At 49.8% G+C, this 16,192-nt stretch carries 14 protein-coding genes; 13 read left to right on the forward strand and 1 reads right to left on the reverse strand.

Translation table 11 applies throughout. The features are described 5' to 3' along the window. Nucleotides 1-19 precede the first annotated feature (19 nt). From accB to AMJAP_RS14320, 9 genes are all read left to right on the forward strand, one after another. Nucleotides 20-460, forward strand: a complete 441-nt coding sequence (accB, locus tag AMJAP_RS14280) for an acetyl-CoA carboxylase biotin carboxyl carrier protein (protein WP_019623222.1) — start codon at nt 20-22, stop codon at nt 458-460. 25 nt (nt 461-485) lie between these two features. Further along, a complete protein-coding gene (accC, locus tag AMJAP_RS14285) occupies nt 486-1,829 on the forward strand; it encodes an acetyl-CoA carboxylase biotin carboxylase subunit (RefSeq protein ID WP_019623223.1) in 1,344 nt (447 codons plus the stop codon). A 104-nt stretch (nt 1,830-1,933) separates the two neighbouring features. Then, nucleotides 1,934-2,827 carry a 50S ribosomal protein L11 methyltransferase gene (gene prmA / locus AMJAP_RS14290; RefSeq protein ID WP_019623224.1) on the forward strand — a complete coding sequence of 298 codons (894 nt, stop codon included), beginning with the start codon at nt 1,934-1,936 and terminating at the stop codon, nt 2,825-2,827. Between the two features lie 12 nt (nt 2,828-2,839). Further along, entirely contained in the window at nt 2,840-4,021 is a 1,182-nt protein-coding gene (locus tag AMJAP_RS14295; protein ID WP_019623225.1) for a DUF3426 domain-containing protein, read from the forward strand. Nucleotides 4,022-4,241: 220 nt separating this feature from the next. Next, nucleotides 4,242-5,228, forward strand: coding sequence for a tRNA dihydrouridine synthase DusB (gene dusB, locus AMJAP_RS14300; RefSeq protein WP_019623226.1), 987 nt, complete (start codon nt 4,242-4,244; stop codon nt 5,226-5,228). Nucleotides 5,229-5,256: 28 nt separating this feature from the next. Continuing rightward, a complete protein-coding gene (gene fis / locus AMJAP_RS14305) occupies nt 5,257-5,541 on the forward strand; it encodes a DNA-binding transcriptional regulator Fis (RefSeq protein ID WP_261872439.1) in 285 nt (94 codons plus the stop codon). Between the two features lie 38 nt (nt 5,542-5,579). Then, nucleotides 5,580-7,163, forward strand: a complete 1,584-nt coding sequence (purH, locus tag AMJAP_RS14310) for a bifunctional phosphoribosylaminoimidazolecarboxamide formyltransferase/IMP cyclohydrolase (RefSeq protein WP_019623228.1) — start codon at nt 5,580-5,582, stop codon at nt 7,161-7,163. 74 nt (nt 7,164-7,237) lie between these two features. After that, entirely contained in the window at nt 7,238-8,521 is a 1,284-nt protein-coding gene (gene purD, locus AMJAP_RS14315) for a phosphoribosylamine--glycine ligase (protein ID WP_019623229.1), read from the forward strand. A gap of 142 nt (nt 8,522-8,663) precedes the next feature. Further along, a complete protein-coding gene (locus tag AMJAP_RS14320; protein ID WP_083935428.1) occupies nt 8,664-10,100 on the forward strand; it encodes a L,D-transpeptidase Cds6 family protein in 1,437 nt (478 codons plus the stop codon). Between the two features lie 57 nt (nt 10,101-10,157). Here the strand turns inward: AMJAP_RS14320 and AMJAP_RS14325 are convergent, their stop codons facing one another. Next, entirely contained in the window at nt 10,158-11,381 is a 1,224-nt protein-coding gene (locus AMJAP_RS14325) for a L,D-transpeptidase family protein (RefSeq protein ID WP_019623231.1), read from the reverse strand. A gap of 538 nt (nt 11,382-11,919) precedes the next feature. Here AMJAP_RS14325 and AMJAP_RS14330 point away from each other — a divergent pair. Genes AMJAP_RS14330 through AMJAP_RS14345 form a run of 4 tightly spaced genes read left to right on the forward strand, consistent with a single transcriptional unit; the run spans nt 11,920 to nt 16,154 of the window. After that, nucleotides 11,920-12,966 carry a Leu/Phe/Val dehydrogenase gene (locus AMJAP_RS14330; protein WP_019623233.1) on the forward strand — a complete coding sequence of 349 codons (1,047 nt, stop codon included), beginning with the start codon at nt 11,920-11,922 and terminating at the stop codon, nt 12,964-12,966. Nucleotides 12,967-12,977: 11 nt separating this feature from the next. After that, on the forward strand, nt 12,978-14,066 hold the full coding sequence (pdhA, locus tag AMJAP_RS14335) for a pyruvate dehydrogenase (acetyl-transferring) E1 component subunit alpha (protein WP_019623234.1): 1,089 nt from the start codon (nt 12,978-12,980) through the stop codon (nt 14,064-14,066). After that, complete coding sequence (locus AMJAP_RS14340) at nt 14,059-15,042, forward strand: alpha-ketoacid dehydrogenase subunit beta (protein WP_019623235.1); 984 nt, start codon at nt 14,059-14,061, stop codon at nt 15,040-15,042. Before pdhA ends, AMJAP_RS14340 begins: the two co-directional genes overlap by 8 nt. Further along, entirely contained in the window at nt 15,039-16,154 is a 1,116-nt protein-coding gene (locus tag AMJAP_RS14345; protein WP_019623236.1) for a dihydrolipoamide acetyltransferase family protein, read from the forward strand. Before AMJAP_RS14340 ends, AMJAP_RS14345 begins: the two co-directional genes overlap by 4 nt. Nucleotides 16,155-16,192 lie beyond the last annotated feature (38 nt).

Below are 16,192 nucleotides of genomic sequence, written 5' to 3' on the forward strand. Positions count from 1 at the left end.
AATAGAGAATTTCATTAACATGGACATTCGCAAAGTTAAAAAACTGATTGAACTGTTGGAAGAATCCAACATTAACGAGATTGAGATTCACGAAGGCGAAGAGTCTGTTCGCATCAGTCGTGGCTCCAACGTTGTTGCAGCACCCGCTCCTGTTGCAGTAGCAGCACCCGTGGCTGCACCAGTAGCAGCTCCAGTTGCGGTAGCACCTGTTGCTTCGACATCCAACGACAACGCTGTACTGTCACCGATGGTTGGAACCTTTTATCGCTCTCCATCTCCAACCTCTTCATCTTTTGTTGAAGTAGGACAGACCGTTAAAGTTGGTGATCCTATCTGCATCGTTGAAGCGATGAAAATGATGAACCAAATTGATTCTGACAAAGCAGGTGTTGTCGAAGCAATTCTGGTAGAAGATGGCCAGCCGGTTGAGTTTGATCAGCCACTGGTAGTTATCGTTTAAGTTATTCATCTGACAGGTTCACAACATGCTAGAAAAAGTTGTTATTGCTAACCGGGGTGAGATCGCTCTGCGTATCCTCCGAGCCTGCAAAGAACTCGGCATCAAAACCGTTGCAATCCACTCGACAGCGGATCGTGACCTGATGCATGTTCGCCTTGCAGACGAAGCGGTATGTATTGGCCCGGCATCCTCGGCTCAAAGTTATCTGAGCATTCCTGCCATTATTGCTGCTGCTGAAGTCACCGATGCTATGGGTATCCACCCAGGCTATGGTTTCCTGGCTGAAAATGCTGATTTCGCAGAAAGGGTTGAGCAGAGCGGTTTCGCTTTTATCGGCCCTAAAGCGGAAACAATACGCATCATGGGAGATAAGGTAGCGGCCATTTCAGCGATGCAAAAAGCTGGCGTACCCACGGTTCCCGGGTCTGACGGCGAGCTGCCCGAAGACGGCAACAAAGTCATTGAGATCGCACGCAAAATTGGCTATCCCGTTATCATTAAAGCAGCTGCCGGTGGCGGTGGTCGCGGCATGCGTGTTGTGCATAGTGAAGCCAGCCTGCTGAACTCTGTTTATGTGACTAAAGCTGAAGCTAAAGCATCATTTGGCGATGATACGGTTTACATGGAGAAGTTCCTGGAAAACCCTCGCCACGTTGAGGTTCAGGTTCTATCCGATGGTCAGGGCAACGCAGTGCACCTGTATGACCGTGACTGCTCAATGCAGCGTCGTCATCAGAAAGTTGTTGAAGAAGCGCCTGCGCCACATCTGGATCCTGAAGCCCGCGCCAAAGTTCTGAAAAGTTGTGTTGATGCCTGTAATGAGATCAACTACCGCGGTGCCGGAACCTTTGAGTTTCTTTATGAAAATGGCGGTTTCTACTTTATCGAGATGAATACCCGTGTTCAGGTTGAGCACCCGGTCTCGGAGATGGTCACCGGTATTGATATCGTCAAAGAACAACTGCGTATTGCATCCGGACTTCCGCTTTCCATCAAACAGGAAGACGTTAAACTCCTCGGCCACTCTATTGAGTGCCGAATTAACGCTGAAGATCCAAAAACCTTCATGCCTTGTCCTGGAAAAGTTAATCAGTTTCATGCGCCGGGCGGTATCGGCGTGCGGGTTGATTCACACCTGTATAACGGTTATAGCATACCACCCCATTACGACTCTCTGATCGCCAAGCTGATCACCTACGGAGAAGACAGAGCAACCGCTCTTCGCCGAATGGAAATCGCGCTGGATGAGATGGTTATCGACGGTATTCGTTGCAATATCCCTCTCCACCAAGAGATCGTTCGAGATGCTAACTTCGCCGAAGGTGGTGTTAACATCCATTATCTCGAGAAGAAGCTGGGACTGGATTGAATCTAATCCGGATCTAACCACGAAAAAGCCTCCTCTGGAGGCTTTTTTTCGTTTGTCGCTCTTGCTATAAAGACTATATATCGTTGCTTATTAAGGAATACTGCATGCCCTGGTTACAGATAAAACTGGACGTCCTGCCTGACAATGCTGATCAATACGAAGATCTGCTACTCGCTGCCGGATGCGCAGCCGTTACCCTGCAGGACAAAGAAGATCAACCAATCTTCGAGCCGGACCTGGGCACTACTCCTTTGTGGAGAAACACCGTACTGACCGGCCTTTTTTCTGCGGACCATGATCTGGAAGCGACAGAACTGTTTCTGAAAGAATCTCACCTACAATTGTTTCCCAACACTCCTTTCCCGAGTATGAAAACTGAAATTCTTGAAGATAAAGACTGGGAAAGAGAGTGGATGGATAACTATCATCCGATGAAATTCGGCAAACGGTTATGGGTCTGCCCCAGCTGGAAAGCAGTACCCGAGCCGGACGCTGTTAATCTGATGCTTGACCCCGGCCTCGCTTTCGGTACCGGCACACACCCCACGACTGCTCTTTGTCTGGAATTTCTTGACCAACTTGCGCTCGAAGGAAAACAAGTCGTCGACTACGGCTGCGGTTCGGGTATTCTCGGCATCGCAGCGCTGCTCCTGGGAGCACAACATGTCACCGCCGTTGATATCGATCCCCAGGCGCTGGATGCGAGTCTGGATAATTTGCAGCGCAACCAATTACCCAAAGAAAGCCTGAAAGTCTTCTTTCCCGAGAAAGCTCCCCAAGATCCCGCAGACCTGGTAGTTGCGAACATTCTCGCAGGCCCGTTGGTGCAACTGGCTCCAACCCTATCGGCACTCTGCAAAACAGGCGGCCAACTCATACTCTCGGGATTGTTAAGTGACCAGGAAACTGAAATCAGAGAAGCCTACGGTAACGAATTCGAACTGGACATCATCGCAGAGAAAGAAGGCTGGATCCGCGTGACTGGCTTAAAACGGTAATAGCGCAGCATCATGGCCGCTAACATCGTCACCGAATGCCCCGCCTGCACCACCAGATTTCAGGTGACTCAGGGGCAGTTAAAAATTGCCAACGGCAAGGTACGCTGCGGCTCATGTCTTGAGGTATTTAACGCTGAGGTTTATCGTTGCGATGACCTCAGTTCACCGATGGAAGCGTCTGAGCAAAGCCATAAAGACCCCCTGTTTGATCAGATAGAAGTCCCCGCGTTCGCGCCCCCCCGACGTAGCCCGACAGGTTTCGATAAACGCTACGTAATACCCGAAGAAGAGCCTTTAGTTGCCGATCAGTTAAATAGCGAACCAGACGATGAACGCTCGGTTGAGCTGGAGCAACCGGTTCAGGAACTGATAAACACTGAAGACATCAATGATCAGCAATCCAGTCCAGTACAGACAACAGCACTTAAGGCTAACCTCTCTGTTACAGATATAGCTGTCGATACCTCTACTCTCTCATCTGAAGATGGGGCTTTACAGCAATCAATAGAGACCAGATCAGACAACTCATCTGTGCCTCCGACTGACGTCCACAACAAAGAACAGAGCAACATCGCCTTAAGCGCTTCGGACACAACCGATGACCGAGCCGCTTCTGACACCGTTGATAAACCTGCAGAGCTACCTTTATCGCCTGTTACTGATTTTCGGCCTGAGCCTGTGGTGATCAAAGCAACCAGAGAGGAACCCGCTTCCTGGGCCGGCTGGACAATCTGCACCCTTCTCGCAGGCCTACTTTTGGCAAGCCAGTTTATGTGGTTTAACCGACAACAACTCAGCGTTTACCCCGAACTGGCTTCAATTTATACACTGGCATGTAAACACCTGCCCTGCCACCTTAAAACACCGCTTGCACTTGAGTTGATTAAAACTCAACAATTAGTCGTTCATCCCCAGAAGGATTACCAGGGAGCACTGAGTGTTACGCTCTTATTAGAAAACAAGGCGGCCTTTAATCAACCATTCCCAGCCATTCAGCTATCCTTCTCAGATCGGCGGGGACAACTCATCAGCCAACGGATTATTCAACCAACTGAATACCTGAAAAACAGCAAAACAGTACCGATAGACATGCCCGCCAGAACGCCGGTAAAAGTCAGTTTCGATATTCTGGATCCAGGCCGCCGAGCACTCAGCTATGAGGCCATTCTCACAATACCCGCCAGTATCCATTAAGTCTGACCTGCTACTTCCGCAAATACAAACATCTGCTTTGCATAGCATTTTCAAATTATTTTGCAACAAGTCAAAACGACAAAAATGATCAAAAAAGCATCAAAAAGTCCTTGGCCCTCCCCCTCTGAAAGAGTATTATTGTCCGCCTTCAAAACAGCAGTAGAACGGTTACCCAGCAGGTATCCAAGGGCAGCTATTTCTTAAAAAAACGGGGTCAGCCATGTTTCAGATCGGAGAACACACCGTTGATAGTCAGGTCATCCTGGCACCAATGGCCGGTGTTACCGACATACCGTTTCGTCAGCTTTGCCGGCGATTAGGTGCAGGCATGGTGGTTTCCGAAATGGTCACCTCTGATACCCGCCTCTGGAACACCCGAAAATCCAGTTACCGTTTACAGAAAGATCAGCATGAAAGTTTACATGTCGTACAGATTGCCGGTGGCGACCCTGACATGATGGCTGAGGCCGCCAGAGTTAATGCGGCCAACGGTGCTCATATTATTGATATCAATATGGGCTGCCCGGCTAAAAAGGTCTGCAATAAAGCAGCAGGGTCCGCCCTGTTAAAAGACGAACAGCTGGTAAGGGAGATACTTACGGCAACAGTCGCAGCCGTCGAACTTCCGGTAACGCTGAAGATTCGCACCGGCTGGGATACTGATAACCGTAATGGGGAAACCATTGCCCGCATTGCCGAAGACTGTGGAATTCAGGCTCTGGCGGTACATGGTAGAACCCGGGCCTGTGGTTATAAGGGCGATGCCGAATATGACACGATTGCCCGTATTCGCAACAGTATCGATATCCCTCTGTTTGCCAATGGTGATATCAATACCGCGAAAAAAGCACAAGACGTATTGAATTATACCGGCGCTGATGCCGTTATGCTTGGTCGGTCTGCTCAGGGTAATCCATGGATTTTTCGTGAGATAAGTCATTACCTCAATACCGGTGAAATGCTACCCTCTCCGACCCGGATTGAAGTCAGAGACACCCTATTAGGTCACTTGGAGGCCCTGTCAGATTTTTACGGCGAGTTTGCTGGTGTTCGTATCGCCCGCAAGCATGTTGGTTGGTACCTCCGAAACAGGCCCGGTTCCGAATTATTTAGAAAAGAGTTCAATCAATTAGAAGAAGCTGCACTCCAGCAAAACGCGATCCGATCATTTTTTAGCCGAACGGATAAGGCAGAAGCCGCCGCCTGAGTGACAGTTCATTTTTAGGTTAATGCACGTGGATAACAATACATTGAATACACAAGTAATACATACAGAAAACATGGATGTTCAGGAACGTACTTTACGCGACAGCGTACAGGTTTCGATGCATAACTACTTTCGTCAACTTGATGGACAACCAGTAACGGATGTTTATCAGATGGTACTTGCAGAGATTGAAGCCCCATTGTTTGAAGCCGTCATGACTTATACCCGTGACAACCAGACTAAAGCATCTGAGTTGCTGGGTCTGAACCGTGGCACGCTGCGGAAAAAGCTGAAGCAGTACGGCTTACTTTAACCGATTACTTTTTTAACTTAATTCAGAAGAACTAAACCATGGCAGAGCAGAAAATCACTCCGGTTCGCCGCGCACTCATCAGTGTGTCAGATAAATCCGGAATCGTTGAATTCGCCCAGGCACTGACCCAGCGCGGTGTTGAGATTCTTTCCACCGGTGGCACATACAAACTGTTGAAAGACAACGATGTACCCGCGATTGAAGTATCCGATTACACCGGATTCCCTGAAATGATGGATGGCCGGGTAAAAACCCTTCACCCGAAAGTTCACGGTGGAATTCTGGGCCGTCGCGGAACCGATGATACAATCATGAACGAGCATGGCATTACGCCTATCGACATGGTGGTAGTGAACCTGTATCCCTTCGAGCAGGCCATTGCCCGCCCTGATTGCGATCTGCCCATGGCAATTGAGAACATTGATATTGGCGGCCCAACGATGGTTCGCTCTGCTGCAAAAAATCATAAAGATGTGGCTATCGTTGTTGCGGCTGACAACTACGACCGTATTATTGCCGAACTGGACGAGAACAAAGGTCTGACTCATCCAACCCGTTTCGATCTGGCTGTGCAGGCATTTGAACACACTGCAGCCTATGACGGCATGATCGCCAACTACCTTGGCGCTATCACCGATGGTTCTGAAGAAGAGCCAGCTGACTTCCCGCGCACCTTTAACACCCAGTTTGTTAAAGCTCAGGAGATGCGTTACGGCGAAAACCCGCATCAAAAAGCGGCGTTCTATGTTGAAGCAAACCCTGCTGAAGCGAGTGTTTCCACAGCCCGTCAGCTTCAGGGCAAAGCACTTTCCTTTAACAACGTGGCCGATACCGACGCTGCCCTAGAATGCGTTAAGCCGTTCAAAGAGCCCGCCTGCGTTATCGTTAAGCACGCTAACCCATGCGGTGTAGCTATCGGTGCAGACATTCTGGAAGCTTATAACAAAGCGTTCCAAACCGACCCTACGTCCGCTTTTGGCGGTATTATCGCCTTCAACCGTGAACTGGATGCTGCGACTGCTACAGCGATCGTTGAGCGCCAGTTTGTTGAAGTCATTATCGCGCCAAGCGTCACTCAGGAAGCGTCTGACATCGTGGCTGCCAAGCCAAACGTTCGTCTGCTCTCATGTGGTGAATGGTCTGCCGATCGTACCGCTCGATTCGACTATAAGCGGGTCAATGGCGGTCTGCTTGTTCAGGACCAGGACCTGGGAATGGTTGATGTCAGCGAACTAAAAGTCGTGACTACTATCCAGCCAACCGAACAGGAGATCCGTGATCTACTATTCTGCTGGGAAGTTGCTAAGTTTGTTAAATCTAACGCGATTGTCTATGCCCGTAATGGCCAGACCATCGGTGTTGGCGCTGGACAAATGAGCCGCGTATACAGTGCCAAGATTGCCGGTATCAAAGCCGCTGACGAAGGCCTGGAAGTTGAAGGTTCAGTAATGGCATCAGACGCATTCTTCCCATTCCGTGATGGAATCGACTCTGCAGCAGCTGCGGGAATCAAGGCGATTATCCAGCCTGGAGGCTCTATGCGCGATCAGGAAGTTATTGATGCAGCCAACGAGCACGGTATGGCGATGGTATTCACCGGTATGCGTCACTTCCGCCACTAAGCGCGGAGCACACAGACTGAGCCAGTTAATCTGGCTCTTCTTTTGTCGGACGAAGTCAGGATAAAGGTAGAGATATGAACGTATTGGTAATTGGCTCCGGCGGCCGTGAACACGCCTTAGCGTGGCAGGCAGCTCAGGATAGCAACATCACTAAAGTATTCGTCGCCCCGGGAAATGCCGGCTCTGCGATTGAGTCGAAAGTAGAAAACGTAGCCATCGACGTAATGGATCAGGATTCTCTGGTCACATTTGCTAAAGATAACGATGTCGCCTTAACCATCGTTGGCCCGGAAGCGCCTTTGGTAGAAGGTATCGTTGATCGCTTTCAGAGTGAAGGTCTGCGCTGTTTTGGTCCGTCTAAGGGTGCAGCACAGCTGGAAGGCTCTAAAGCGTTTACGAAAGACTTTCTGGAACGCCAGCAAATTCCAACGGCCGATTACCAGAACTTTACCGAAGTTGAGCCCGCCCTCGCATATCTGCAGAAAGTCGGTGCGCCAATTGTAGTAAAAGCTGATGGCCTGGCTGCAGGCAAAGGCGTTATCGTTGCGATGACACTGCAGGAAGCTGAAGACGCCGTTAAAGATATGTTAGCTGGCAATGCCTTTGGCGAAGCCGGTCACAGAGTTGTCATTGAAGAGTTCCTCGATGGCGAAGAAGCCAGCTTTATCGTCATGGTTGACGGCACCAATGTTCTGCCGATGGCAACCAGCCAGGATCACAAGCGCATGGGTAACGGCGATACCGGTCTGAATACAGGCGGTATGGGTGCATACTCCCCTGCCCCTGTGGTCACGCCAGAGATCGACCAGCGCATTATGCAAGAGGTTATCCTGCCGACTGTTAAAGGTATGGCTGAGGAAGGCAATACCTATGTCGGGTTCCTCTACGCCGGTCTGATGATCATGGCTGACGGCACACCAAAGGTTATTGAATACAACTGCCGGTTTGGTGACCCTGAAACACAGCCAATTATGTTACGCCTGAAATCCAGCATCGCTGAGCTGTGTAATGCAGCACTGGATGGCAACCTGGATAAGACCACTGCAAACTGGGACTCCCGTTGCGCGGTGGGTGTCGTTCTTGCTGCCGGCGGCTACCCTGGCGACTATGGCAAAGGGGATATTATCAGTTTGCCAACCGAAGTTGCTGAAGGTACTAAAGTATTCCATGCTGGTACCGCTCAGAAAGACGGTCAAATCGTTACCAGTGGTGGTCGGGTACTCTGTGCAACCGCGATGGGAAATACTGTAACAGAAGCCCAGCAACGGGCCTATGAGCTGGTTAAGCAGATCAACTGGAACGGTGTTTACTACCGGGATGATATTGCCTATCGGGCTATTGCCCGCGAACAGCAGTAATCACTTTACCCTCCCTGATGAACAGCCACTTTTAAGTGGCTGTTTTTTTATGTACGGGATTACCCCGTAAATGCTTTCGCAGAGCGCGTTTCGAGTTATAATCGCTCTTTAATTATTAACTTCGACGCCTGAATATTCATGAATGGATACCTTTCCGATGACTCATAACGGTAAACACCACTCTCGAGCGGCCATGACCCGCAAATTGACACTTGCTGTCGCTATCGGTCTGCTCACCGGTTCGATGACAGTCAGTGGTGCAACTCAGTCGGATAAGTTCTGTCAAAGTGCAGGTGCAAGCAACAATTATGACTGCACTAAAACATCTGATTTCCAGGCTACCCAGTCGGATATCGACGCCAAACTTAATGCATTGAATAACTGGTTAGAAGATCAGAAACAAGCGTTAACCTCGCCAGTTGTCAAAGCAGGACAACCGGATTCAGACAAGCTCAGAGAAAAAATTGAATTCAATGCTCAGCTCTTAGCCGCCGAATTAAAACAAGCTAAAAAGTTACAAAGCAAAGGAGATCATCGAGGCGCTTTTGATAAGGTCAATAGTTACCTGACAAGCAATCCGAAAGACCCTAACGGGTGGTTGTTATACGGAATATCGCTGATTAACCAGAACAAACTGGATGAGGCAGCCGATGTGTTTAGCCGGCTGATTCAACTCTACCCTGAATCTCCCGAGCCCTATAATAACCTGGCAGTGGTTCACGCACGTAAAGGAGAAAACGAGGAAGCGGTTAAGGTACTGTTACAGGCATTTGAAACCCACCCGAGCTACGCTCAGGTCCAGACAAACCTGAAAAGTATCTATGCGACCCTCGCCACCCAGGCCTACAACCGGGCTTTGAATCTGGACTCCAGCACTCAGCCTCCAAGAGCGAATCTGGATATTCTGGATCAGGTTTATAACCCTACTCCCGCACCAACTATCATAGTCGCTGCGGCACAACCCCCTGCCGTTCAGAAACCCGCTGTAACCCCGACAGTCGCCGCTAAGACCGCAGAGACACAACCTTCTGAGCTGGTGATTGAAGAACGACAGATATCGGAAGGTAGCGTCCCGACAATCGTGGCTGAACAAGTAGCCACCACGGAAACCTCCCAGCCGGTGGATACTGCATCAGTGAAAGCACCTGCCGTTGTTGCAGAACCTGACAGCACAAAGCAAAGCGATGCACAGACCAGCTCAGTTGCTGAGACTAACAATGACCCTCTTCTTTCTGACGAGATCCGTAGTGAGCTGCAACAACTTATCGCCAACTGGGCCACATCATGGTCTGCTCAAAATGTAGAAGCTTACCTGGAGTTCTATTCCGGAAACTACTCTCCCGATCCAACAGTGACGCATAAACAATGGGAGTGGGGACGACATAAACGTTTAAGCAAGCCTGCTTTCATCAAGATAGAGGTCTCAGACATTTCTCTTGCAGATGCAGGTAATGGTTCCGTTCGCTCAGTTTTCCGTCAAGCTTATCAATCCGATACTTATCAGGATACGGTATACAAAACACTGATACTCGCCCGGGAAAACGGGCAATGGAAAATTTCGGCGGAAACAACGCTTTAACCGCGGTGATCAGACATAAAAAAAACCTCCAGCCGGAGGTTTTTTTATGCGTAGATATTATGGTTTTCCTTTCTGCGGAAGCCCCTCATAGGCGATCCGCCAGTGACCATTCTCATTGACCCAGTATTGTCGTTTGATATCACTACCACTGTAATTATCGCTCTTATAATTCTGCACAAAAGTAGCGATAAACATACCCTGGTTATCCGGATGTTGATAAATACTTAAATTATCAACCTCTACATCAATAAACGACTTACTGCTATTAACGCGACGTTTATGGGAAGCAAATTGCTCAAACCCTATATCCCCGTTATTAAACTCTTTAGAGTAATGACTCAGGTAGTTATCGGTATTTTTACTTTCCCAGTCACTACGCCAGCTATCGACTACCTGAGTAAATACCGTTTTTTTCTGCTTCCAGCTATCCAGATCAAGCCACTCAAATGACGTCCCTATCAGTACCGGAGTCGCACTCAAATCGATGATCCCATCTAATTCAGAAAAGTGATTATTACTCAGGGATAAACAACCTTCACTCGCCTGAGGTGGTCGACTGAAAGTATCTTTTGGCGAACCATGAACCCAAATACCACTACCGGTATGCCCCAGGCGCTGATCCCAGGCATTCGGATAGTTAATAGGCAGCGCACCAGTGCCATAGCGTGGCGGTAACTGATCGTCGGTCAATCGGCCCGTTGTAAAATAGACACCTAAAGGCGTTCTCAAATCACCCCGTTTAGTCTTTTCTACACCACCCCGGCCATAAGAAACGTAATAATCTTTAATCAGTTTCGGTACACCGGCCTTATTTTCAAACAGATACAAACGAGACAGCGTTGTATCAACAACGATCACATGTTTCTGATCCGCAGACATCTGTAACAGGCTGCCTGGGATGGTATCTGGCAGAGGCTTGTAACGATCAACACTCATACGTGCACGCGCTTCAGAAATAAGCCCTTGCAACGTTTTTTTGTCACTTTGACCATTATTACCCACAGCACTCAGCGTAACTCCCTGAGCGGCCATCAAATCAGCATAAATCAGCTGAGCCAGCCTAAAATCCGGCTGTTCTTCAATCAGGGTACGTAACTTAGACATTGCGCCATTCATCTGATTCTGTTGCAAATCACCCAAACTGGCCAACAACAGTGTTTCCTGGTCCAGACTCAAAACAGTATCTTCGGCCTGCACACCGCCAGGGGCCACAGCAAAGGCCGCTACCAGAAGCGCTCGTTTCAACGGTTTCTTGAGATAAGATAAGGGAAGAGTTTTCATAACTCAGATCGGCAACCTTTAACTACAACAGATTCAATGTGTGTGCAGAATTATACCTATACAGTGCGCTTTTGCAGCTGTAATCTGCGCTCGACGACTCATTCTAAGCAAAATACAGCTGACTCATATCAGACTTTACGTTATTTAACCGAAAAAAACCTCTATATTTATCACGTTCAACACAATTAATAACAAAACCTGACGGCCTCGCCAAAAGCTAGCAATTATTCAGTTTTATTCAAGAGTAATTTTTTTCTGATATTTTTTTTCACCTTCCCGCATACGAAATACTGATAATTCAACTTTCTTTCTACCCCTTGCCACGACTGCGGATAACCGACTATGTGGATAAAAGCTTTCACAATTAAACGGCCCTCAACTTTATTTTCAGTCTTACCTGCCAGGCTGAACTTTCTGCAAAGCTGTGCTATCCAAGAGACAGGCCTGTAAAACATTTCAGACCATAAGATTGGAAAAACAGTGCAGGCTATTTGATCAGGTAGTTCCAAAGTTTGAAACGCGTACGGAGGATCCCGTCATGTTTAGACAGATGGAAAGCGCCGGTTTACAGGATCTCCATTTCTGGCAGGATCCAGACACCGGTTTGCAAGCGATAATCGCTATCCACGACACATTCCGCGGCCCAGCCATCGGCGGCTGCCGTTTTATAACCTATCCAGACACCAGCGCGGCAATTGAAGATGCTATCCGACTGGCCAGAGGGATGAGCTATAAATCAGCCCTTGCCGGCTTACCCCATGGCGGAGGTAAGTCCGTCATTATCAAACCAGCCGGACGTTATAACAGGGGGCTTCTGATGCAAAGCTTTGGTCGCTTTGTCGACAGCCTGGACGGACGCTATATCACAGCCATGGATAGCGGAACTCAGATCAGTGATATGGATAATATCGCCCTCTCTACCCGCTATGTGACCTGCACTCAGGATATGGGTGATCCATCACCTTCTACAGCCGACGGGGTATTTGCAGGAATTAAAGCCAGCCTTCAATTTCGATTGGGTCATAACGAACTGGACAAGGTTCATATTGCACTACAAGGATTAGGACATGTCGGCTGGGCATTGGCAAAGCAGCTACATAATGCTGGCGCCCGCCTTAGCGTTACCGACATTGACCCGGTAAAAACAGCTCGGGCGAAAACGGAGCTTGGCGCCACCGTTGTTTCCCCTGATGAAATATATGATGTCGAGGCCGATATATTCTGTCCGTGCGGGCTGGGAGCTATTATCAGCCCAGACACGATAAATCGCCTTCGGTGTGGCATCGTCGCCGGTTCTGCCAACAATCAATTAGCCGATGAAGCCATGGGGGATGCACTCTGCGAACGGGGGATTCTGTATGCGCCTGACTACCTGATCAACTCAGGAGGGCTGATATTCGTCGCTTTGCAACACGCCCGACACCATGAGCAAGCGATCCGACAGAAAGTAGCAACCATCTATGATTCCCTGCTTGAGCTCTATCAACATGCCGATGCCGATCAACTCGCCACCAGCTATGTGGCTGACATCAGAGCCGAAGCCATTATCCATCAAGCCAGCCTGAAATCTCACCAGGCCGCATAAGGAGATACTCTATGGAAACCGTATTTACGACTAATATTTCCTACAGCGGTTATCTGTCTGAAGCCGGCCTGCCGCTGCAACCACTGCCCGAGTGGGCACATACAGCTGACACACTGGTGCGTTACTACCGCAATATGGTCCTGGCCCGTCAGCTGGACAATAAAATCATCGCCCTGCAACGCACCGGTCAAATAGGCACCTACGCTTCTCAACTGGGCGCCGAAGCCATTGATATCGTGCTGGGCGATCTAATGAACAGCAGCGATGTGTTGGTGCCTTATTATCGTAATCACGCCCTGCAGATGCTGAGAGGTCTGCCAATGGCGGATATGCTCAGTTACTGGGGAGGCGATGAAAGGGGTAATGCGTCCGTCGGAATGGGGGAAGACTTCCCCAATGCCGTCCCGATTGCGACTCAGGCATTGCATGCCGCCGGTGTCGCCACTGCATTTAAAATTCGCGGTGAAAAAAGAGCCGCTGTCACCATATGCGGGGACGGCGGCACCTCAAAAGGTGATTTCATGGAAGCGCTTAATGTTGCCGGGGCCTGGCAACTGCCGGTGGTTTTCATCATCAATAACAACCAATGGGCGATCTCTGTACCCCGCAGCCTTCAATGTGGCGCACCAACCCTGGCTCAAAAAGCTGTAGCAGCAGGTATTCAAGGCGAGCAGGTGGATGGCAATGATGTTATCGCATTGCATGAGTCGATCAGTGATGCTTTACACCGCGCCAGAGAGGGAAAAGGGCCAACCCTGATTGAAGCCATCAGTTATCGGCTATCGGACCATACAACTGCCGATGATGCGACCCGCTACCGAAGCAATGAAGAGCTCAAAGCAGCCTGGGAGCGGGAACCCATAAAACGCCTGCAAACCTTCCTTCACTCCAGAGGATGGTGGGATGAGGTACAAGAAACAGCCTGGCAGAACGAAGTCGGTCAGATTATCCAACAAGGTCTGACCGAATACCTGCAGCGTCCACCTCAACCGGCATCAGATCTGATCGATTTTCTCTATGAGAAGCTGCCTGACGCATTGAAAGAGCAGCGCGAGCGCCTGCTCCGTAATGCCCAGCCGGGAGGAAACCATCATGAGTAATCTACTAACCATCGTTGAAGCGGTTAACCTTGCCCTGCGCTCCGAAATGCAAAAAGACCCATCCGTCGTGGTGCTGGGAGAAGATGTCGGCGTCAATGGCGGCGTGTTCCGCGCCACCGTAGGGTTACGTGAGGAGTTTGGTATCAAACGGGTCCTCGATACCCCGCTGGCAGAAACTATGATTGCCGGACTCTCAGTGGGCATGGCGGCACAGGGGCTGAAACCTGTCGCAGAGATCCAGTTCATGGGCTTTATTTTTCCCGCAATGGAGCACCTTATCGCTCATGCTGCCCGACTACGCCACCGTACCCGGGGCCGCTTACACTGTCCAATGGTACTGCGAGTGCCTTTCGGTGGAGGAATACATGCACCGGAGCACCATTCAGAAAGTACCGAAGTCCTGTTCGCCCACACCCCCGGCCTCAGAGTTGTTATCCCCTCCTCTCCGGCACGTGCATACGGGTTGCTATTAGCCGCAATTCGGAACCCTGATCCCGTTATATTTATGGAGCCAAAGCGGATCTACCGACTCAATGCACAACCGGTAGATGACACCGGCATAGCACTTCCCCTGGACAGCTGTTACACCCTGAGAGAAGGCTCAGATATAACCCTGATTAGCTGGGGAGCGATGATCAAAGAGACGCTGGAAGCGGCAGATAAACTCGCAGAGAGAACAATCAGTTGCGAGGTAATTGATCTGGTTACCCTTAACCCGATAGACCATAAAACAATTCTCGCATCAGTCGCAAAAACCGGGCGCTGTGTCATCATCCATGAATCACCCAAGAGTTGCGCTGTCGGTGCCGAGATATCGGCCACCATCGCCGAGCGAGGGCTTCTTAACCTACAAGCCCCGGTCAGCAGAGTAACCGGTTATGACACCGTTATGCCTTACTACCAAATGGAAAATCACTATATGCCGAATACCGCCGACATCATCGAAGCGGTCACTAGCACACTGGAGTTCTCATGAAATATTTCAAGCTACCCGACCTGGGCGAGGGGTTACCCGAAGCTGAAATTGTGGAATGGATGATCAGCGAAGGAGACAGCGTTAAAACCGATCAGATTCTGGCAACCGTCGAAACCGCTAAAGCGATCATCGAGATCCCCTCCCCTCAGGATGGCACAATCGCACATCTTTTCGGGCTTGCCGGAGACACCATTCATACCGGAGAGCCGCTACTGGAATTTGCCGGTGAGGAAGATGACAGCGGGACAGTAGTCGGCGTACTGAAAAAGGAATCAGATACCGCCGCCACGGACCACTTTTTTATCGGCGCCGCACCCAGTACCCAGGCGCACAGTCAGAAAATGACCCCTGCAGTGCGCTCCCTCGCCAGCCGCCTCAATGTTGAAACCGATAACTTACAGGGCAGCGGTCTGAATGGGCAGCTAACCACTGAAGACATTGAACGACTGGCTCGTACCGATCGTACCCATGGTAAAGCAGAGCCGCTTCGGGGGGTCCGCAAACAGATGGCCCGGAATATGGCGATGGCTCATGCAGAAGTCGTCCCGGTAACGCTGGTTGAAGATGCCGATATTCATAACTGGGCCGAAACTGAAGATATCACCATACGTCTGATCCACGCGATTGCTGCCGGCTGTCTGGCAGAACCGGCGCTCAATGCCTGGTTTGATGGTCAGCAGTTAGCCCGGCGGAAACATAGCAAAATTAATCTTGGCGTTGCGGTTGATACAGCACAGGGGCTCTTTGTCCCGGTGATTCGTGATATCGGTAATCGCAGCCTCCACGACATTCGCGGGGGGTTAAATCAGCTGCGGGAGGATGTCATTAACCGCACCATTCCACCCTCAGAACTTCAGGGTGGCACGATCACTTTAAGCAACTTTGGAACGATTGCCGGGCGTTACGCCAGCCCAATCGTTGTTCCGCCGACAGTCGCTATATTGGGAGCCGGTGTGATCCGGGATCAAGCGGTTTGCGTAGCAGGAGAGATTGTTGCACGACGAACATTACCGCTCTCTCTAACCTTTGATCATCGGGCAGCAACCGGAGGGGAAGCTGCACGTTTTATTCGTGCTGTTATAGACGATTTAGCCAAAGAATCAATTAGTTAATATAATTTTTGACTACCAAAGCGAGGACAAAAAAAATC

Origin of the sequence: Amphritea japonica ATCC BAA-1530, from assembly GCF_016592435.1 — a bacterium.
Taxonomy (GTDB): Bacteria; Pseudomonadota; Gammaproteobacteria; order Pseudomonadales; family Balneatricaceae; genus Amphritea; species Amphritea japonica.

Excerpts from the sequence above, each read along its gene's own strand:
- accB (WP_019623222.1), top strand. The coding sequence starts at position 20 with ATGGACATTCGCAAAGTTAAAAAACTGATTGAACTGTTGGAAGAATCC.
- accC (WP_019623223.1), top strand. The coding sequence starts at position 486 with ATGCTAGAAAAAGTTGTTATTGCTAACCGGGGTGAGATCGCTCTGCGT.
- prmA (WP_019623224.1), top strand. The coding sequence starts at position 1,934 with ATGCCCTGGTTACAGATAAAACTGGACGTCCTGCCTGACAATGCTGAT.
- AMJAP_RS14295 (WP_019623225.1), top strand. The coding sequence starts at position 2,840 with ATGGCCGCTAACATCGTCACCGAATGCCCCGCCTGCACCACCAGATTT.
- dusB (WP_019623226.1), top strand. The coding sequence starts at position 4,242 with ATGTTTCAGATCGGAGAACACACCGTTGATAGTCAGGTCATCCTGGCA.
- purH (WP_019623228.1), top strand. The coding sequence starts at position 5,580 with ATGGCAGAGCAGAAAATCACTCCGGTTCGCCGCGCACTCATCAGTGTG.
- purD (WP_019623229.1), top strand. The coding sequence starts at position 7,238 with ATGAACGTATTGGTAATTGGCTCCGGCGGCCGTGAACACGCCTTAGCG.
- AMJAP_RS14320 (WP_083935428.1), top strand. The coding sequence starts at position 8,664 with ATGGATACCTTTCCGATGACTCATAACGGTAAACACCACTCTCGAGCG.
- AMJAP_RS14325 (WP_019623231.1), bottom strand. The coding sequence starts at position 11,381 with ATGAAAACTCTTCCCTTATCTTATCTCAAGAAACCGTTGAAACGAGCG.
- AMJAP_RS14330 (WP_019623233.1), top strand. The coding sequence starts at position 11,920 with ATGTTTAGACAGATGGAAAGCGCCGGTTTACAGGATCTCCATTTCTGG.
- pdhA (WP_019623234.1), top strand. The coding sequence starts at position 12,978 with ATGGAAACCGTATTTACGACTAATATTTCCTACAGCGGTTATCTGTCT.
- AMJAP_RS14340 (WP_019623235.1), top strand. The coding sequence starts at position 14,059 with ATGAGTAATCTACTAACCATCGTTGAAGCGGTTAACCTTGCCCTGCGC.
- AMJAP_RS14345 (WP_019623236.1), top strand. The coding sequence starts at position 15,039 with ATGAAATATTTCAAGCTACCCGACCTGGGCGAGGGGTTACCCGAAGCT.